This is a genomic window from Haloactinopolyspora alba, assembly GCF_003014555.1.
Taxonomy (GTDB): domain Bacteria; phylum Actinomycetota; class Actinomycetes; order Jiangellales; family Jiangellaceae; genus Haloactinopolyspora; species Haloactinopolyspora alba.
Genome location: NZ_PYGE01000008.1, coordinates 64,428 through 84,539 on the forward strand (window position 1 = coordinate 64,428; position 20,112 = coordinate 84,539).

At 71.6% G+C, this 20,112-nt stretch carries 13 protein-coding genes; 8 read left to right on the forward strand and 5 right to left on the reverse strand.

The genetic code is table 11. The features are described from left to right. Nucleotides 1-95: 95 nt before the first annotated feature. Genes CLV30_RS12540 through CLV30_RS12560 form a run of 5 tightly spaced genes read left to right on the forward strand, consistent with a single transcriptional unit; the run spans nucleotide 96 to nucleotide 6,058 of the window. Complete coding sequence (locus tag CLV30_RS12540; protein ID WP_106537684.1) at nucleotides 96-1,325, forward strand: hypothetical protein; 1,230 nt, start codon at nucleotides 96-98, stop codon at nucleotides 1,323-1,325. Continuing rightward, nucleotides 1,322-1,831 carry a hypothetical protein gene (locus CLV30_RS12545; RefSeq protein WP_106537563.1) on the forward strand — a complete coding sequence of 170 codons (510 nt, stop codon included), beginning with the start codon at nucleotides 1,322-1,324 and terminating at the stop codon, nucleotides 1,829-1,831. The genes CLV30_RS12540 and CLV30_RS12545 overlap by 4 nt, the downstream gene beginning before the upstream one ends. Next, nucleotides 1,828-2,511, forward strand: coding sequence for a hypothetical protein (locus CLV30_RS12550; protein ID WP_106537564.1), 684 nt, complete (start codon nucleotides 1,828-1,830; stop codon nucleotides 2,509-2,511). The genes CLV30_RS12545 and CLV30_RS12550 overlap by 4 nt, the downstream gene beginning before the upstream one ends. Next, nucleotides 2,508-5,633, forward strand: a complete 3,126-nt coding sequence (locus tag CLV30_RS12555) for a coiled-coil domain-containing protein (protein ID WP_106537565.1) — start codon at nucleotides 2,508-2,510, stop codon at nucleotides 5,631-5,633. The genes CLV30_RS12550 and CLV30_RS12555 overlap by 4 nt, the downstream gene beginning before the upstream one ends. After that, nucleotides 5,630-6,058, forward strand: coding sequence for a CoA-binding protein (locus CLV30_RS12560; protein ID WP_106537566.1), 429 nt, complete (start codon nucleotides 5,630-5,632; stop codon nucleotides 6,056-6,058). The genes CLV30_RS12555 and CLV30_RS12560 overlap by 4 nt, the downstream gene beginning before the upstream one ends. A gap of 31 nt (nucleotides 6,059-6,089) precedes the next feature. Here CLV30_RS12560 and CLV30_RS12565 read toward each other — a convergent pair whose 3' ends face one another. Continuing rightward, the gene (locus CLV30_RS12565) at nucleotides 6,090-6,875 is read right to left on the reverse strand and encodes a TrmB family transcriptional regulator (protein ID WP_165358539.1); all 786 of its coding nucleotides are present in this window, start codon (nucleotides 6,873-6,875) and stop codon (nucleotides 6,090-6,092) included. A gap of 288 nt (nucleotides 6,876-7,163) precedes the next feature. Here CLV30_RS12565 and CLV30_RS12570 point away from each other — a divergent pair, with 288 nt between their 5' ends. From CLV30_RS12570 to CLV30_RS12580, 3 genes are all read left to right on the forward strand, one after another. Then, entirely contained in the window at nucleotides 7,164-11,600 is a 4,437-nt protein-coding gene (locus CLV30_RS12570; RefSeq protein WP_106537568.1) for a S8 family serine peptidase, read from the forward strand. A 165-nt stretch (nucleotides 11,601-11,765) separates the two neighbouring features. Further along, nucleotides 11,766-12,524, forward strand: coding sequence for an IclR family transcriptional regulator (locus CLV30_RS12575; RefSeq protein ID WP_211300054.1), 759 nt, complete (start codon nucleotides 11,766-11,768; stop codon nucleotides 12,522-12,524). A 206-nt stretch (nucleotides 12,525-12,730) separates the two neighbouring features. Further along, nucleotides 12,731-14,554 carry a discoidin domain-containing protein gene (locus CLV30_RS12580; protein ID WP_165358540.1) on the forward strand — a complete coding sequence of 608 codons (1,824 nt, stop codon included), beginning with the start codon at nucleotides 12,731-12,733 and terminating at the stop codon, nucleotides 14,552-14,554. 2 nt (nucleotides 14,555-14,556) lie between these two features. Here the strand turns inward: CLV30_RS12580 and CLV30_RS12585 are convergent, their stop codons facing one another. The 4 genes from CLV30_RS12585 to CLV30_RS12600 are packed head-to-tail and all read right to left on the reverse strand — an operon-like array spanning nucleotide 14,557 to nucleotide 20,022. Further along, the gene (locus CLV30_RS12585) at nucleotides 14,557-15,735 is read right to left on the reverse strand and encodes an MFS transporter (protein ID WP_106537571.1); all 1,179 of its coding nucleotides are present in this window, start codon (nucleotides 15,733-15,735) and stop codon (nucleotides 14,557-14,559) included. After that, entirely contained in the window at nucleotides 15,735-16,352 is a 618-nt protein-coding gene (locus tag CLV30_RS12590) for a DUF624 domain-containing protein (protein ID WP_165358541.1), read from the reverse strand. The genes CLV30_RS12585 and CLV30_RS12590 overlap by 1 nt, the downstream gene beginning before the upstream one ends. A gap of 5 nt (nucleotides 16,353-16,357) precedes the next feature. Next, nucleotides 16,358-18,340: a heparinase II/III domain-containing protein gene (locus CLV30_RS12595; RefSeq protein ID WP_106537573.1), complete on the reverse strand. Its 1,983-nt coding sequence runs from the start codon at nucleotides 18,338-18,340 to the stop codon at nucleotides 16,358-16,360. Then, entirely contained in the window at nucleotides 18,337-20,022 is a 1,686-nt protein-coding gene (locus tag CLV30_RS12600) for a heparinase II/III domain-containing protein (RefSeq protein ID WP_106537574.1), read from the reverse strand. Before CLV30_RS12600 ends, CLV30_RS12595 begins: the two co-directional genes overlap by 4 nt. Nucleotides 20,023-20,112: the final 90 nt, after the last annotated feature.

Genomic DNA, 20,112 nt, shown 5'->3' on the forward strand with positions numbered 1-20,112 from the left:
ACCTCTTCCACGATTCCGTGGAAGAGAATTGCAGGCGTTCCGGGCTCCACGCCCGGTTGGACAACCCGCCCGCCGGTGATGGCATCCTGTCCCGCATGACCGGGGGGCACGAGCCGACGCTTGACCAGCTGGCCGGCGACGCCGCCGTGGTCCGGCTCTACCGTCAGGTGTTCGCGGTGCTGGCCCGCGAGTCCGGCGCGATGATCGCCGATGTCGATCTTCTCGACGTCGACGAGGCCATTCTGGACGCGTTCGCCGACGCCGGGCGCGATGGCCTCACGGTGGAGCAGGCCGTCGCCGCGTGCAGGCCGTTCGATCCGCAGCTCGTGGGCCGGCGGTTCGAGGTCCTGCGCGAGTACGGCGCCATCAGCAAGGTGGTCGACCGGCCCAACGAACGATTCCACCGGGCCGCGTTCGCGCCCTACGTCATGCTGCTGTTCCTGCGCCGGATGGCCGAGCGGGGCGGCCAGGCCGAGCTGCACCAGCTGCTGACCCTCGAACACGTGAACGTCCAGGCCACCGACGCCACGGCGGCGGTCGGGCGGACCTCGGTCAACAGGCTGACCAGAATCTTCCGTCACCTCGGCAACGAGCTGGCGATCCTGGCCGCCGGCAGCACCGCCGAGCAGCTGGGCGAGCACGCGCAGCTGCTCTGGGGCAACAAGTCGCTCATCACGCAGGCCGAGGAGGTACACGCGGTCGTCCTCGACCGATGGCCGGAGCTGGACGGCGAGTGCGCCACGCTGCGCATCGCCCTGGCCGCCTACGGCGACGCCGTCGAGTCGGCCGCGGGCCGGCTGATCGAACAGGCCGGGACGACCCGCGCGCTGGGCCTGTTGCCGGTGGAGTCGTGGCTGTCGTTCGCCCGCGGCTCCAGCACCGAGTCGCTGGCCGCGGTCCTGGACGGGTTCGTCTTCGACGCCCCCGCCCCCTGGTTCTCGCCGCATCAGCTGACCGAGGCCGTCGAGGACGGCCGGCACACCGGTCCGGTCCGCCAGCCACCGCCGCGGCCGGAGTCCGCCACCGCGGAGCCCGACCCGCAGCCGGTTCCCGCCGACGACCGCGAGCAGCTGCACGATCTCGCCGAGCGGCTGCTGGCCGACGCCCGGTCGGTCACCGTCACCGGCGTTCTGGACGGCACCGACGACTGGATGGCCGGACGCCGGATGCTCGCCGACCTGACCGCGATCCACCACCACCCGGACCTGCCGTACGCGCTGGCCTGGTCCGACGGCCTCCGGGTCGACGATGCCGGCAGCCCGTCGTGGGTGTCCGCCGGCACGTTCACCCGGGTGTCCGAGGACGAGGACGAGGACGAGCGATGAGCGACGACGACGCGTTGTGGTGGGCCAAGGTCCGCTCCGGCGGTCCGCAGCGGGTCACGCCGGACAGCGCCTATCCCGCGGGGATGACCCGGCTGGTCGAACCGGACGCCCGCGCGGTGTGGCTGCTGCCGGACCTGCCGGACAACGCCCGCCCGGACGTCCTGGAGGAGCTGGGCCTGTCCGGCTTCCCGGTCGACCAGCGCGGCGACACCGCGCGTGTGCTCGCGTCCTGCCTACGCTGCTGCTGGTCCGAACCGTCCGGTCCGATCTGGCCGGGCACGAGCGCGTCCCTCGACGACGTCGCGGCCTCGTTCCGCGCCATCACCGACACCCGCGACGACCGCGCCCGGCACGCCGCGCTGCTCGGCGCCGTGCGCAGGCTGGCGGCCTCGGGATGGGTGGGCTTCGACGAGGAACAGCGCACCGTCCGGCTCGGCCCGAGGGTCGCGGCCTGGAACGCCGCCGAACTGAGCACGCTGCGTGAGCTCTGGCGGTCGATGCCGTGACCGCGACCACCGACGGACAGCACCCCGTCTTCGGCCCGGTGCTGTCCGAGCTGAACGAGCGGCATCGTGACGAGGTGCTCACCGCGTTCGCCGCGGTCGAGCACGGCCGCGACCCGGTGCCGGAGGCCCAGCTGGCGGCGCTGCGCGACGCCACGCTCCGCCGGCACCTGCGCCGGCTGCTCGACCGGGTCGGGCGGACACTGGTGCAGGTCGGCAACGGACACTGGACGTCGGGTTACGCGGACGACGTCGCGGCACGGCTGTCCGCCGAGGGCTGGCAGCCGCTGCCGGCGATCGACCGTGCGGTCCTGGTGCTCGTGCTCGTCCATTCGGTGGCGATCCCGCGCAGCCAGGGGCTGCTCAGCGGCGACTCGTGGACGTCGGCGCACCCGACCTCCGCCGACGAGCTGGTGAGATACGCCCAGCTGCCGCGCGGCGAGATCCGTCCGGCGCTGCAGCGCCTCCGCGCGGCGGGCCTGGTGCAGTCCGCGCCGTGGCGCGGACGCGGGCCCGACACCGGCACCGCGTACCTGCCCGGGCCGGCGCTGAACCGGTTGACGCCGTCGGCCCGCCAGCGGCTCGAGCACCAGCTGATCCTCGCCGCGGCCCCGGAGAGTCCGCTGGCCGCGTCGATCCGGGCCAAGCAGGCGGCCTCGGAACACACGGATGGAGACCGATGAGCACAGCACGATCGGCCGCCGCCGGCACCACCGGCCCGTTCGACGTCGTGGGCGACCGGGTCCTGGTCGGCGTGCAGGTGGTGGACATCTCACGGCTGTCCACGCACCCGGTACCGGTGACCACGCAGGGCCTGGTGACCGTCGCGGGCCAAGGTCCGAAGGACTCCAACGGGGCGGGCAAGTCGTCGTTCATCGCCGCGCTCAGCCTGCTGCACGCCGACGAACAGTGGCGCCTGGCCAGCGGCGCCTCCGGTGCGGCCGAGCTGCTGTTCACCGCCGAGCTCGCCGCGCAGGAGAGCCGGTGGTCCAACGTCGACCGCGGGTACCTGATCGGCGTGTTCGCGATGCCGGGCGCGACGAGCGCCGAGGAGCTCGCCGACGACACGGTCACGGTGTGGCTGCGGATCAACCGCAAGGCGCCCTACATCGATCTGCGCTGGCACGACGGTCTGTACGTTCCGTACGGCGAGTCCGAGAGCGACCGCGCGGGCCGCGCCGACGAGATGTGGCGCTCGCTGCCCCGCAGCAACGGGCGCACCGACTTCCACGCGAACCAGCTGTCCAAGGTGCTGTTCGGTCAGCACGCACGGTGCGTGTCGTTCCTGTCCACCTCGGTCCGGTCCAGCCCGACCGCGAACCTGCTGGCCCAGCCGCTGAACGACCTCGCCCCGCAACGCATCTTCGACGCGATCGCCACGCTGACCGGCCTGGACCGTGAGCTCGACCACGAGCAGGTGCTGCGCTCCGCCGAGCACCGCCACCGTACGACCGTGCTCGACGCCGAGAAGGACCTCGCGGACTGGGAACGCGACATGGCCGTCGTCGAGGCCGGCATCGCGCGCCGGATCAAGGCCCGCGAGCTGCTCGACGAGGCCCGGCAGGCGTGGCGCTCACGGTGCGCACGGCACCTGCTCGACGGTGTCGAGCAGGCCCATCACCTGCGCTCGCGGCTGAACACGCTGAGTGAGTCGATCGACGAGATCCGTGCCGAGATCCAGGGCGTCGACGACCAGCTGGCCGCGCTCAGCGACGACGACGGTGCCGTGCGCCGTTTCGACGCCGCCCGCAAGGCCCGCCAGGAGCTGCTGGGCCGCGACCGCGAGCTCGACGCGGGCCACCAGGCGGCCACGCAGAACCTGGAACGCCTCACCACCCGGCTGCGCGAGCTGACCGACGCGGCGCGGACCACCGACGGCCGCGACGTCGAGACCGCCCGCGCCGAGGAGGCCGAGGCGAAAACCGCCCTGGAGGAGGCGATCGCCGCGCACGGCGTGGCCAAGGCCGCCGAGGCGCAGGCACGGACCGGCATCGCCGCCGCCGAGGCCGGTGACGACGTCGCCACGGAGCAGCGCGAGCGCCTGCGCGAGGCCGGTGTGCCCGCGGCCGCGCTCGTGGACGTGGTCGAGGTGGCGCCGGACGAGCGCGACAGCTGGGAGCCGCGGCTGACGCCGTACCGCCACGCGGTGGTCGTCGCCCGTGCCGACGCCGAGCGCGCCCGTGCCGCCCTGGCCGACCTGCCCGGTTCCGTCGTCGTGATGGCCGAGCCCGCGGGGGACGAGCCGGCCGCGGACGACGCCGCGACGGCCGACGGCGCGACGGAGACCCCCGCGACGTTCGACCTGTCGGCGTTCCTGGCCGCGGTCGCCCAGCGCTCGGGCGAGCAGGCGGTGGTCGACGGTGAGGCGGGGGTACTCGTCGTCGGCGGGTTCACCGAACCGATCACCGGGCGCGCGAGCCGGGTCGCCGCCGCCGAATCGGAGCACCGCGCACGCGTCGCCGCCGTCGAGGACGCGCGCGCCGCCCTGGACACCGCTCGTGCCGCTCTGGACACGGCCGAGTCGCGAACCCGCGCCGCCCGGGCCGCCGAGGAGGCCGACGCCGTCCGGTCCGAGATCGCCGAGCTGCGCGAGGCCAACGAACAGCGCCAGGCGCGCCGAGACGAGCTCGCGCCGAAGCTCGCCGAGGCGGAGGACGTCTACGCCCGCGAACTGGGCGTGCGCGACTCCCGCGACGAGCGCATCGCGGGCCTGCGCCAGACCCGCAAGCGCCTCGAGCACACGCTCTCCGAGCGCGAGGCCGAGATGTTCCGGCTCACCGAGGAGCGCGACGCGATCGGCCTGCTGGACCGCGAGAAGGCCTGGGGCGACACGCCGGAGGCGGCCGAACAGCATCTGAGCGAGCTGGGCGACGAGCAGAGCCGCACCACGGCGGAGTGGGACGAGTACGCCTGCCGGCTCACGAACGAGGTCGCCGTCGGGTGCTTCCCGCCGAGCACGCCGAACGACGAGATGACCGCCGAGCTGCGCGAGCTGCTGGTCACGCAGAACTGGCACGGCGGCAGCCTCGAGACCCGGGTCGGCCTCGTACAGCCGCTGCAGCGGGCGCTGCGCGCCCACCTCGACGACACCGAGGAGCACGACCAGCACCAGCGGCAGCAGATCACCGAGCAGCGCACCCGCCGCAGCAACGACCTCTCCGCCGCCCGGCTCGGCCTGGCTGAGGCCGAGCAGACCGCCCGGGCGCACCGTACGTCGCTGGCGTCGGGCATCAAGGCGATGCTCACGAAGGTGGGCGCCGAGTTCGACCGGCTCGACCAGGAGTACGGCGGGTACGGTGCGGGCCTGGACTTTCCCGAGCCGGAGCCGCCGGCCGAGCCGGACAAGCCGTGGCGCTGGACGGTCACGCCGAAGTGGCGGCGTGCCGAGGGCCAGCGGATGTCGGCGTACACGCTGCGCAGCAACACCGCGCAGATGGACGAGAAGGCGGTGAAGCTGGTCTGCGCGGCGGCCCTCGCCCGCGGCGGCGACCGCCCGCTGCTGCTGATCCTGGACGAGCTCGGACGCAACCTGGGCAAGCAGCACCGCCGGGAGGCGGTCGCGCTGTTCGAGCGCATCGGCAACGACCACAACATCACCGTCGTCGGGGCGCTGCAGGACGACATGGAGCGCTACGCCATCGAGGCGTCCGGCCTGTACGTCAAGCTGCGCCGCCGGTCGGACACCATGGCCTACAACGAGGAGCCGGTGATCGTCGGCGACGACGCCAACCGCGCCCGGGTGCAGCTGCTGCGCGACTGGCTGACGTCCTACCGCCCGGGCGACGTGGCACAGTTGGGTGGGTGAGACACGTCAACGACCCCGACACCATCCGCCGGCTGCTGACCACCCGGGCCACCTGGGCGGTCGTGGGACTGTCCGGCAACCGGACTCGCACCGCCTACGGCGTCTCGCAGTACGTCCGCGACGGCCTCGGCATGCGTGTCGTGCCGGTCAATCCCCGTGGCGAGGACGCGCTGGGGCTCACCGGCTACACCGACCTGGCGCAGGTGCCCGCTCCGGTCGACGTGGTGGACTGCTTCGTCAACAGTGAGCGCGTCGGCGCGGTGGTGGACGATGCCATCGCCGAGCGTGACCGGCTGGGCATCGGCGCGGTGTGGCTGCAGCTCGGTGTCATCGACGACGACGCCGCCGACCGTGCCCGCGCTGCCGGGCTCGACGTCGTCATGGACACCTGTCCCGCCATGGAGGGCCCGCGCCTCGGCCTGTGACGTCCCGGACGGCTCCTCAGCGGTGCCGTCCTCATGCGTCCAGCGGCGTCGCCTGCTGCCACAGCACCTCGAACGCCAGCTTCAGCGTCGCCGCCAGCGCCTCGTGGTACACGACGACGGTGGTCGCGGCGCCGGCGCCGTCCACGGCGTGCGGCATGTTGAACCCGACCGAGCGACCGTCCACCAGGGTCAGTTTCAGCGGCAGCTCGTCGGCCACCCGCACCTGCTCGCCACGGTCCGCGTACGCACGGACGACGGCGGCCATCACCGCGTCGTCGAACAGCGACCGTTCGTAGATCGCGCGCTGCACGACGCCCTCGACCACGCGGACGTCCTCCGGTTCCGGCGGCGCCAGGTACGGCGGACGCACCAGCGACAGGATCTCCGTCCGCGCCTCGGACCACAGCTGTTCGATCCGTTCCACCGCGTGCTCGCGATCGCGCAGCACCTCGACGTGGTCGCTGCGGTCGTCGCCGCCCTGCGCCGCGCGATGCCGCGCCAGCAGCTCGTCCACGACGTCGTCGGTGCGCTGTGTCAGCCGGTCCAGCTCCCGGCGGCGCACCGCCAGCAGAAGCTGCGCCACCCGGTCCGGCGGCTGCGCCCGGTAACGCACGCCGCTGCCGGGCACCTGGACGACGACGCCGCGCTCGGCCAGTGAGGCCAGCACGTCGTAGGCGCGCTGGCGCGGGATGGACGCGATGCGGGCGACGTCCGCGGGCGTCGCCTCCTGCCGCCCGATCAGCGCCACGTAGGCGCCCGCCTCGTACCGGGTCAGCCCCAGGTCGACGAGACCGGAGAGCTGGGATGTGATATCCACATTCATCACCCTACTGTCACCATTGACAGTGGTGACAGCTTCGTCTAGGTTCGCCGGATACCCGGAGCGGCAGCTTGACTCGTCTGTTCGGGAACACCGACCAGGTCAGTCACGAGGAGGCGCGTGATGTGTCTGCCGTCGCTCCGGCTCGGGCACATGATCACCAGTCCCCGGTCGTTCCCGCATCCCGCCGTACCGGCACCGGAGCCGATCGCACCGCGACCAGCGGCGAGCCGACCCCAGCTCGACCACCTCGACGTCCAGTGGGTCGTTCAGTAAGGAGTCACGATGTTGCGCCGTTCCCTGACGTTCTCCGCCGTGGCGGCACTCACCCTGGGGCTGGCCCAGGGTGCCGCCGCGGCGCCGCCGGATCCACCGTTCCCGGACACCCCCACCGAGGTCACCGACGTCGTCGAACGACAGCTCGACAAGGGACCGGTCATGGCGCTGGGCAGCGCCACCGAACGGCCCGAGCTCTATCTGGTGCGCCTGAAGGAACCGGCGGTCCCCAGTTACGACGGCGGCATCGACGGGATACCGGCCACGGCGCCCGAGGCCAGGGGAACCCAGCGGCTGGACGCCGACGCGGATGCGCCGCGGCAGTACCGCGAGCACCTCCGGCAGGAACAGGCCGAGCTGGTCACGGCCATCGGCGACGAGACCGGACGCAGCCCGGACGTCCGGCACACCTACACCGACGCCATGAACGGCATCGCCGTCGAACTGACCCGCGACGAGGCGCGCGCGGTCGCCGAGCTCCCCGGCGTCGCCGCCGTCCAGGTGGACGAACAGCGTGAGCTGCAGACCGACCACGGCCCGGACTGGATCGGCGCGCCCGCCCTGTGGGACGGGTCCGGCACACCCGGCGGAACCAGCGCCACCAAGGGCGAGGGCGTCGTGGTCGGCGTCCTCGACAGCGGCATCAACCCCGCCAACCCGTCGTTCGCCGACTCGGTGCCCGAAGCCGAAGGCGGCGACGGCTACGACCACACCAACCCGCTGGGCTCCGGCACGTACGTCGGTGTCTGCGACCCGGCGAACACCGACATCCACGTGCCCGACTTCGGCTGCAACGACAAGCTGATCGGCGCCTGGAGCTTCACCAGCGGCGAGCCGGGCAGTCCCTACGACGACAACGGCCACGGCTCGCACACCGCCAGCACCAGCGCCGGCAACCAGGTCGAGGCGACCACGTACAGCGCCCGCGGCACCGAGCACGAGTTCAGCGCCACCCGCACCATCTCCGGTGTCGCGCCGCACGCCAACCTGATCGCCTACGACGTGTGCACCACCGACGGCTGCTCGATCGCGGGCATCGTCGCGGCCATCGACCAGGCGATCGCCGACGGCGTCGACGTCATCAACTACTCCATCGGCAGCTCCTCGCCGTCGGCGGCGTGGACCGACCCGGACGCCGTCGGTTTCCTGAACGCCCGTGCCGCCGGCGTCCACGTCGCCACGTCCGCCGGTAACGACGGGCCGGGCGCGAACACCGTCGGCTCGCCGGCGGACGTCCCCTGGGTCACGTCGGTCGGCGCCGCCCAGCACGACCGGCAGTGGCAGGCCGAGATCAACGGCATCGCCGCCGACGGCGGCGAGACGCTTCCGGCCATCCGCGGCCTCGGCTTCAGCGCACCGACCGGGGGTGCGTTCGACCTCATCTACGCCGGTGACCTCGGCAGCCCGCTGTGCAAGGCCGACGGACTGGCCGGCCAGGACCTCACCGGGAAGATCGTCGTCTGCGACCGTGGCGAGATCGCCCGGGTCGCCAAGGGTGGCAACCTCGCCGCGCTGGGAGCCGAGGGCATGGTCCTGGCGAACGACGAGGCCAACGGCAGCTCACTGAACGCCGACGCGCACGAGCTGCCCGCCGTGCACATCACGCACGCGGACGGCGTCGCGTTGAAGGAGTGGATGGCCGGCGTCACCGGTGAGCAGGCCGCGCTGTCCGGCGGCATCGAGGTGATCTCGGACGAGCTCGGCGACGTCATGGCGGGCTTCTCCAGCCGCGGCCCGAACAACGCGCTCGACATCGTCTCCCCCAGCGTGACCGCGCCGGGCGTGGACATCCTCGCCGCCGGCGGCGCCGGCAACGAGGTCGCGTGGGAGTTCATCTCCGGCACGTCGATGGCCAGCCCGCACGTCGCAGGATCGTTCGCCCTGCTCAAAGGGGTGCACGGGGACGCGTGGAGCCCGGCCGAGGCGCAGTCCGCGCTGATGACCACCGCGCACACCGACGTCACCGACATCGACGGCACCGCCGCCGACTGGCACGACATGGGCTCCGGCCGCGTCGACCTGAACGTCGCGGCACGCGCGGGCCTGGTCATGGACGAGACCTACGCCGACTACGTCGCCGCCGACCCGGCCCAGGGCGGCGACGTCAAGACCCTGAACCTGCCCAGCATGGCGAACAGCCAGTGCCTGCAGACCTGCACGTTCACCCGCACCGTGACGGGCACCGCGACCGGCGCCGGCACGTGGGCCGCCAGCGCCGAGTCGACCACCGACGGCGTCACCGTCTCCGTCGAGCCTTCGACGTTCACCATCGCCGAGGGCGAGGACGTCGAACTGACCGTCACCGTCGACGTCACCGGCGCCGCGACCGAGGACTACCAGTACGCCACCGTGGTGCTGACCCCGCCGGACGGGTCGGCCGCGCCGCCGGCGCATCTGCCGGTCGCCGTGCTGCCGTCCACCGGGGTGCTCCCGGGCGAGATCTCGGTGGACACCCGCCGGGACGCGGGCTCGCAGGAGTCCGCGCCGATCGAGGCCATCGAGATCACCGATCTGACGACGAGTGTCGCGGGCCTGGTGCCGGCGGCCGAGGACGAGGTGTCGGTGCCTGAGGACTCCACCAACGACGACCCCTACGACGGCAACGGCACCCACACGACGCTGATCGAGGTGCCGGCGGACGGCGCACGGCTGATCGCGTCGCTGTCGGATGCCACCGCGCCGGACATGGACCTGTTCGTGGGCACCGGCAGCGAGCCGAGCGCCGCGACCGAGGTCTGCTCCAGCACCAGCTCGACGGCCGACGAGTTCTGTGACATCACCGACCCGGAGGCCGGGACCTGGTGGGTCGTGGCGCAGAACTGGGAGGCGTCCGCCGCCGGCGGCACCGACACGGTCACGCTCGGCACCGCCGTCGTCGGCGGCGACGCGGGCAACATGACCGTCGACGGGCCGCAGCAGCAGCCCATCGGCGAGCCGTTCACCATCCGCACCAGCTACGACGAGCCGGCCATGGAGGCCGGCCAGACCTGGTACGGCGCCGTCACCCTGGGCTCGAGCCCGGACTCACCGGGCGACATCGGCACGCTGCCGGTCACGGTGCACCGGCACGCCGACGACGTCACGAAGACCGCGTCCGTGGACACCGCTGCGCCGGGCGAGACCGTGACGTACACGCTCACGGTGCGACCCAACGTCACCCCGCGGGACCTGAGCTACACGATCAGCGACACCCTCCCCGAGGGCATGACCTACGTCGAGGGCTCGGCGACCGGCGGAGCGACCGTCACCGACGGCGTGCTCGAGTGGGAGGGCACCATGCCGACACCGGTCGGCGCCCCGGGCAGCTACGACATCACCACCAGCGCCGACGACGAGACCTGCGTCAACCCGTTCACCGGGACCGCCGGATACACGAACCTGGAGGAGTTCGGCATCCCGGCGAACGCGGGCATCAGCGGTGACGGCGTCGCCTACACCGCGTTCGCCGGTACCGGGTTCGGCTTCCACGGCGACCTGTACGACGGCCTCGGCTTCACCGACGACGGCTTCCTCTCGTACGACGTCGCCGCGAACTACGGCGGGCAGCCCGGCACACCGCAGTCGCTGCCCGATCCGGCACGGCCGAACAACGTCGCCGCCATGCTCTGGCAGGACATGCGCATCGACCACGACGCCGACGCCAACACCGGTGTCTCGCTGGCCACCGCCGGCGACCTGGCGATCGTCGAGTACGACGACGTCCGGCTCGCCGACGACCCGGACGGCACCCAGGGCACCTACGACGTCGAGGCGTTCGCCGTAGCGGGCAGCAGCGACCTGGTGTTCGCCTACGACAACGTCACCGGTCCGCTTTCCGGCCCGCTGACCGTCGGCACCGAGAACGCCGACGGCACCGCCGGCACCGCGCTGGTCGACAACGGCAGCGCCGAGGGTGTCATCACCGACGGGACCGTCGTGTGCGCCGACTACGCCGGCCCGGACCTCGAGCCGGTGCGGATCAGCTACGACGTCACCGTGGACGACGACGTCGCCGACGGCCGGGTGCTCACCAACGAGGCCGTGCACGTCACCGACAACCCCGGCGCGCAACCGGTCACGGCCGCGGCCGACGTCACGGTCGACACACCGGCGGTGACGGTCTCGGCCACGCAGGACGCCGTGGAGCCGGACACCGACGGCGTGGTCACCTTCACCCGGCCGGCCGGCGCCGCCGGAGGCGAGCTCACGGTGTCGTACTCGGTCACCGACAGCCGCTACACCCGGCCCGGGCGCGACTACGAGCCGCTGGACGGCGAGGTGACCTTCCCCGCCGGCGAGACCACGGTCACCGAGACCGTCGGGGTGATCGACCGCCGTGGACCGAGCCCACGGGAGCGCTCCGTCGAGATCACCGTCGATCCGGGCTCCGGATACCAGGTCGGCGACCCGGCGACCGCGTCGATCGGCATCGTCAGCGACGGCCGCGCCGGACGAGGCGGCCGCTGATCGAGTGATCGACCGACGCTGCTGAGCGGCGAGCCAGCAGACGCGACGACGGAACCGGCCGGCAGCCCTGGGGTCAGGGGTTGCCGGCCGGTTCCGTGTGTGCGGGGCGGTACGGAGCTCATGAATGTCGGTCATTCACGTGAACGCCCGCCATACGATGGACCAGTGACAGATGCGCAGTTCCAGCCGGTCAAGTCCGCCGACCGGACACTGGAGATCCTCGAGGTTCTCGCCGACGCCCCGGAGCGCATCGGCCTCGGCCACCTCGCCAGGACACTGTCGATACCGAAGAGCAGCCTGCACGGCATCCTGCGCACCATGGTGCGCAGAGGCTGGGTCGAGACCGATGATTCCGGCCAGCTCTTCGGCCTGGGTGTGCGTTCGCTGCTGGTCGGTGCCTCGTACGTGGACCGCGACGACGCCGTCACCCGGGCACAGCCACTGCTGGACTGGCTGAACGCTCAGGTCGGCGAGACCACGCACCTGGGGCGCCTGGACGGCTCCGACGTCGTCTACCTGGCCAAGCGCGAGTCGTCGCACCCGTTACGGATGTACTCCGCGATCGGACGCCGGCTGCCTGCGCACGCCACCGCGTTGGGCAAGGCCCTACTCGCCGCCCGCGACGATGGTGAGGTAGCAGACCTCCTGCCGGCGCGGCTGCCGACACTGACCCTCAACACCATCGGCGACCGCGACGATCTACTCGCCGAGCTCGACCGCATCCGTGCCGTCGGTTACGCCATCGACCGCGAGGAGAACAGCGAAGGCATCCGCTGCTTCGCGGTGAGTCTGCGCACCAGCCGCCCTCCGGTCGACGCCGTCAGTGTGTCGGCGCCGACGTTGCGCCTGGATACGCGGACCGAACAACGGATCATCGACGTGCTCGTTCAGGCCAACGAACGGCTCCTGTCACCGCGGACCTGACCCGCGCCGGAGCCGGAATTCAACGCACGGGCAGGGATTGACATTCCTGCACTTCTCTCCCACTGTTCATATACATGATGCTCGTACATCAATTTGAACGCCCGCGTTCCCTCGTTGCTCTGATCGCGACCGGCGTCACCGCACTCGCCGCAGCAGGCCCTGCGGCCACGTCCGCGGCAGCCCCTGAGCCGCCCGAGCCACTCCCCGTGCACGAAGTGACGGCGTCGAGCAGCGACGGCAACCTGCCGGAGAACACGATCGACGGTGACCTCACGACGCGTTGGTCGGCGAAGACGACGGACCCGGCGAACCCGGAATGGATCCGGTGGGACCTCGGCGAGGTTCGCACGGTGGGCTATGTGGGAATCGCCTGGCATCAGGGCGACCGGCGGACGTCGCAGTTCGACCTGCAGGTCTCCGACGACGGGTCCACCTGGACGACGGTCGTCGACGATGCGAGCAGCTCCGGCGGAACCACCGACCTCGAGCCGGTCGAACTCGGCGTCGCACCGGAGTCCGGCCTCGAAGCGCGGTACGTCCGCTATCTCGGCTACGGCAACAGCTCTGGCAACGACTGGAACTCCGTCAACGAGGTACGTGTGTACCCGCCCGATCCGGACGGCGCGGTAGTCGAGGAGCTGGCTTCGACGCTTCCCGAGCCGGATCCCGACGCGGAACCCTGGACAGCCCCAGGACTCGTCGAGCCCGGCGGCGAGCCGCACGTACTCACGCCGCCGGCTCCTGTGATCGGCCGCACGCTCGACGTGCTCGACTACGGCGCCGACCCGGCGGACGGCACCGGCGACGACGCCGCGGCGATCCGTGCCGCCATCTCGGCGGCGGAGCCGGGCGACGAGGTGTTCCTGCCGCCCGGCATCTACGACCTCGACACCACCGTCCCGGCCGATCCCACCACCAACATCGCCCTGCGCTCGGGCATCCATCTGCGGGGCGCGGGTACCGACGATACGATCCTGCGCTCGGCGCTGACACCCGAGACGTCGTCCGGCAAGGTGATCCGCGGCATGGGCGTCACCGACGTGATCATCTCGGACCTGACCGTCACGTCCACCTTCGACGGCCCGTTCTCCGACGACCCGGACGCCGCCGCGGGCGGTGGCCCCTCGTACGGCATCTTCGTGTCCAACCTCGGCATCCGGCCGAGCCTGCGCGTCGTTGTCGACGGCGTCACCGTGGAGCGCTACCAGCGGATGGGCGTGCGGATCGAGAAGAGCCGTGAGGTCGTGGTCCGCGGCTGCACCTTCCGCAACGCCACCAGCGTCGGCGACGGCGGTGCCGGCTACGGCGTGACGATACAGGGCACGCCCCTCGAGGACCGGTACGCCTACCCGGACGACTCGCGGCACAACATCGTCAAGAACAACACGTTCGAGGGCCCGTACCTCCGGCACGCGATCCTGCTCCAGTACTACACGCACAACAACCTCGTCGTGGGCAACCGGATCACCGGGACCGTCCTCGACGCGATCGACCTGCACGGCGAGGACGAGTACCTGAACGAGGTACGCGCCAACACGGTCGTGAGCAGCCGCGCCGCCGGCATCGCTCTGGGCAACACCGGCGGGACGGCCACCCAGCACGACGCGTCCGGCCCGGGCAACTGGATCCATGGCAACGTCCTGCAGGGCAACCGCGAAGGCGTCCTCGTGCATATCGGCTCCCCGGACACGCTGATCGAGGACAACGTGATCGTCCGCGGACACCGGTCGCCCGCCGAGGTGGGCATCGAGGTACGCAACGCCCCGGGGACCGTCGTCCGCTCCAACACGATCACCGGGAACCGCGCCGACGGGTTCTGGGGCGTCCGGCTGACCGAGGACCCCGGCGACGACGGCCACGCCGCCGGCATCCCCACCGACGTGCTGATCGAACGAAACGTCGTGGCGGCGAACACCAACGGGGTGCGGATCGACGCCGGCACCGGCATCGTCCTCGACGGCAACGTGGTGCGGGGCAACACCGACGAGCAACTGCGTATCGACGACAGCGCCGACGTCGTCGTCCGTTGACCTCAAGGGACCAACCCGGGGCGGCGCAACAGCCAGATCAGGACGACTGCCCACGAGGCGAAAACCGCCCAGGACAGGAGCGACCAACCGCCGGTCAGGCCGTAGAGGAATCCCCCACCGACGTTGCCGGCCACTCCGCCAACCGCGAGGGCGAGGCCGTGCACGCCGAAGTACGACGCCACACCGTTCTCGCGAGCATAATCTGCGACCACGGCGTTCATCACCGGCTGGGAGAGGATCTGCCCGACCGTGAAGACGGCCACGCCGGCGAACAGCCCGGCGGCCGAATCCCACACGCCCATCACCGCGAGCCCGCCGCCCAGCCCGGCGGCGCCGGTGGCCAGGATCCGGCCTGTGGGCCAGCGCCGCCGGGCCAGGCCGGTCAGCGGAACCATCAGGACGACCATCACGACCGCGGCCGAGGAGTAGACCACGCCGACGCCGACGGCATCCGGCAGCACGGAAGCCGCGCGCACCGGAACCGCGAGATACAGCTGCGAGATCAGCAACCAGATACCGGCCGCCAGCAGGCAGTACCGGACGAACGCACGATGAGCGACGACCGCCCGCAGCCGCACTCGTCGATTGCTGCCGGCACCGGACAGGCCACTCGGCAGCCCCGCCAGCGTGATGACGAAGGACATTCCGAACAGCGTCGCCGCGCCATAGCACACCCAACGGAACTCCAATGCCGACAGCAGTCCACCGACGACCGGCCCGAGCACGAAGCCGAGGTTCGACAGCGTCTCGCGGGTCGAGTACACGGTCACGTGATCCCGGCCACGAGCCAGAGCCGCGTACGCCGCGTAGCTCGCCGGATGGAACAGCGAGCCGCCGGCTCCGGTGAGCACGCATGCCACCGCCAGTGCGGGGACGCTGTCGGCCGCACCGAGCAGGGTGAATCCCGCCGCGCGTATCAGGACACCGACGGCGATCGCGCGGCGGTAGTCCATCCGGTCGGCGATCCACCCCGACCACGGCATGAGCCCCTGCTGCGCCGCGGTCCGCACCGCCGACAACGCTCCTACCACGGCCACCGACAGTGCGAGGTTCTCCAGCAGGTGATAGGCGAGCAAGGGGATCAGCATGAAGAACCCCAGCGCCATGGTGAAGGTGTCGGCGTAGAGAACCCAGAGGGCGCCCGGGATTCCGCGAATCCTGGCCCACGGCCACTCGGCCACTACGTCTGTGGACCACGGGTGACGCGCGCGGTCGCGAGGCCGAGCCAGACCGGCACCGACAGGCCGAAGAACGGCACGATCGTCGGCACCAGCACGCAGGTCAGCCCGAATGCCGCCACGATGACGACGAGGGCGGCGGAGGCCACCGGGCGCGCCGCCGCGAGCGCGACCGCTTCGGTCAACCACCGCCGCATCGACGCGTCGGGCCAACGCGCCGCGGCGACCGGGAGCATGACGATCACGAGGACGAACGCCGCGGCGAACGGCAGCATCGCCGTCGCGAGCAGGAACGCGACCGGCGCGTCCCGGCTGCCGAGGAACACGAGGTTGATGGTGAACACCGTGGCGACGGCTGTCGCCACGAGGCCGGCCGGCATCGTCCGGCGCCACGTCGCGGCGAACTCGCGCATCGTGGTGGTGAACACACGGTCGTCGCCGTCGGTGAGCCAACCGTGCATGGCCCGCCCGGCGGCCACCGATGCCGGCAACCAGGTCACGATCGGCAGCGCCAGCAGGAACGCCGCAACCCCGGCGAACGCCAGGTTGGCCGGATAGGCCAGCGCGGCCAGCACCCTGTGCTCCCAGCGGTTCCGGCGCGCGCCGTCAGGGGTCGCCACGGTCATCACGTCTTCGACTCCGACCGGGCCGCGAAGCCGTCACCGGCGATGTCGGCGACAGCGCCGAGCGCACCGGACGGATCCTTGCCGTCCAGGTCGATCGCGACCAGTTCGACGTCGCCGCCGCGCTCGACCTCGACCACCACCCGTCGTCCGTCCGAGTGCACCTCGATCTCCGACGGCTCGGCGTCGTCCCACGCCAACGGCTCGCCTACGGTCACGAACCGGACTTCCTCCGCCGGACCGGTGGCGCGGCGGAGCGTGTACTGGACCTTCTCGATGGCCAGGCTGGGGGTGCTCGACGTGGGGTTCGCCGCGATCGGTGTCTCCACGACGTCGGCGTGGGTCGTCGTCGGCTCGAGCGCGCTGACCCGCAGCCGGGCCGAGCCGGCGTCGGCCACCCACCGGCCGTCACCCACGTGCTCGGCACGGTGGTCGGTGTGCAGCAGCCAGGTCCACCGCCGCGGCACGCCCGCGGCGAGATCGTCCACCAGGATCAGCGTGCCGCGCGGCGACATGACCAGGTGCCGGTCCAGACGCCGGACATCGAGGGCCGCGTCGTACATCGACGCGGCCTCGCTCACGGCGTACACCCACCCGTCGCCGATCGTCGCCGTCCGGATCCGGGCGACGTGTTCGCGAGGCAGATCCTTGTACACGTGGTAACGGTCGTCATTGACGAAGCCGTGCCCGTCGACGAGCACCGCGTTGTGGTGCGCCGTGCGCTTGCGGTTCGAGTATCCCTCGTCGACGGCGAGGTACGAGCCGTGGCCCAACAGAACGAAGCTGCCGGCGTCGGGGTGATGATGGCCAGCATTGAGCGTGCTCCACCCTCTCTCGTCCGCCAACCGGTGCGACGTCTCCCACGCCTTGTGCCCGCCGCCCGGTGCGGCCTTGAACGACACCAGGCACGCCTGCGGGTCCCACGACGTCCGGCCCGCTACCAGGCCCAGGTCGGGGAAGACCCGGCCCAGCGGCAGCGACTCCGGACCGCGTGCGGGCACCGTCGGGTCGTACCAGAGCAGTTCCTGGTAGGCCTCCGGGCGCACCCCCGGCTTGACGCCGCTCTCGTACGCCTCCCGCCAGAAGAAGTCGCCGGCGACCCGCTCGGCCAGCCACTGTGCCTGCGGTATGCGGTACTCCGCGGCGAGCTTGTAGTACAACGCGACCGAGTGGCCGCTACGCCGGTCGTGACAGTCGCCGTGGTCGACGATCCGCTCGAGGTCGGGCGCGGCCTGGTAGAGGCGGTACCAGAAGGTCTCACGGAGGTAAGCGCTGCGAGGGAACCAGTCGATACCTTCGGCTGACTTCAGCACGTCGAGGTACGAGACGATCCACGGCACGCCGTAACGCCAATAGACGACCCCCTCGCAGTTGGAGCCGTCGTCAGGCAACAGGTCCAGGACGGTGGCGAAGTTCTGCTTGGCCCGCTCGGTCCACGCGTGAGCGGGCGGGTGGTCCGCTGCGAGGACGTAACCAGCCGTGGCGAGGCCCGCGTAACAGATCCAGTTGTGGTTCTGCCAGTACGACGCCGACCACCAGCTGCCCTCGGAGGCCACGGCGAAGTCGTACAGCCGGGTACCCTGCAGCACGAGCTTGTCGAACAGCGCATCGCGCTCGGCCGCGGGGAGGTCGGCTCCCGCCCAGGCGTAGGCCAGTGCCAGCCCGTGGCACAGCCAGCCGGCGTCGAGATCGTGATCGGGCATGTGCGCCTTGCCCCAGTGCGGGAACGACACCGGTGGCGCCAACCATCGCCGCAATTGCTCGAGATGATGCCGCTGTCCGGTCAGCCGGTACGCCAGAGCGAGGTTGGCCGCTACGGGACCGAAGTAGGTGATGCTGGCCCGCGGGTGTTCGGCCGGCGGCACCTCGCTGCGGTAACGATCACACTCGTCGAGCAGGCGACGGAACTGTCGCCCTCGCACCCCGGATGCCTCCTGGCGTAGCCGATCGAGACGTCCGGCGAGCAGCAGCGGCTGGGTACTCATGCGTCCTCCCGGGGGTACTCGTCGACATGTCCGCTCGCCCGTTGCACGCGCAGGCGGTCCGGCCGCGCTTCCAGGGCAGCGATCCGTTCGTCGACGCCCGGCCAGTAGGCGCTCACGAACGTGACGTCGGCGGCCGTGGCTGTCCAGTCCGCCGCGGCGAGGAACGCGGCAGGGTCGACCGAGGGCCCACGGCCGGGCACGACATCCAGCACCGCAGGTACGGACGCGGCATGGATGCCGGAAAGGGACGTGCCGCCGTTCGCAGACGCCCAGCGGGTCCGCCACCCGTCACCCATCGACCGCACGTCGAGGCGAGCGGCGGGCCGCGAGCCCAGAACGACCTTCTGCTCCTCTCCGGACTCCGTGCGCACCCGTACGACGTCGAGCAGATAGTCCTCGGTCATGATCAGCGACCGGCGTAGCATCACGCCGGGGAATGCGTCGTCGGCGCTGACCACGGCCCGCGCCGGCGGGGCGGCGTTCCACTCCTCGATCCGGCCGGTACATGATGCCTGGTCGGCGTCGCCGACCCGCACCGTCGGGTGAGCGAGCGTGCGAGCGTAATGCCCACGCCGCAGCGGACTGCCGTACGGCGGAACGCCGGGTGCGGGTTGCCATGGACCGTCCGGGCCGTACAGATAGAGCGCCAGCTTGTCCAGATGTCCGTGCGAACCACCGTGCGCCCCGGCGTCGACGACGGCTTGCCACGTGTCGTCCGGGTCGCGCAGCACGAGGATGCCGGCATCGGCGAAACGTACCGACCCCCGGTCCGGGGTGAGCGGGGGTCGTGGTGGCCCGGCGAACCACCCGTCCAACAGGTCCTCGAGTCCGTCGTGCGGCGCCGACAGCGCCCTCCGGGCGTGCCTCTCGACGCCGTCCAGGCCGGTGGACGTCCACAGCTGGCGCGCGAGCACACACACCTCGATCAGCTCGAGCAGGGCGCCGTCACGGCGGTACGGGCCGTCGTGAAGCACCGGCACATCCCCGTCGGGCGCGGCGAGCGACGACAGCACGCGCACCATTCCGGCCAGCCGATCGGCCACGTCGCGTGGCAGCGCAGCCGGTTCGACGCCGTGCAACGCGAGCAGATGGGCCCGGAGCACGAACACGTGGTAGTACGTGGCTGCTTCCCACTCCCAGCCATCGTCGCCAACCGCCGCCCGCAACTGCTCGAACCCGCCTTTCGTCCACGGCCTCGGGTCTTCCGGCTCGCCCAGTGCCCGCAGCGCCCGTGCCGCGGTGGCGCCGGCGCAGTCGAGCCATGCGGTGTAGTTGCTGCGCAGCTCACCACGTTCGTCGACGAGCAGCCGACGTGCGTCCGCGACCGTCGTCATCAGCTCGCGCAGCAGCGCGGTCACCGGTTCGTCGAGCCAGGCACGCGACGCTGGATCCGCCGCCAGGACGGCGACGGCGTCTGCGACCTGAACACCCCACAGCGCCTCGGTCAACGCCTGCGAGAACAGCTTTCCGCGCAGCATCCACGCCTCGGCCTGCCCACTCCACCCGGATCCGGCCACCTCCTCGTACAGCCGCGCGTAGGCGGTGAGCAGGTCGAGCGCACGGTCCAGGTCGCCGGGTTCCCGCGATGCCCGGTACCGCCGCGCACACAGCCGAAGCTCCCGCGCCCGCGCCTGATGGTCCAGAACCGCCCAGGCGGACGCGTAGCGTTGTCCGGTCAGCACACAGCCGTGCGGGCACGGATGACCTTCGGCGGTCGGTGGGCACAATTCCGTGCCGTGACTGGGGCAGACGTAGTCGTGCCACCAACCGCC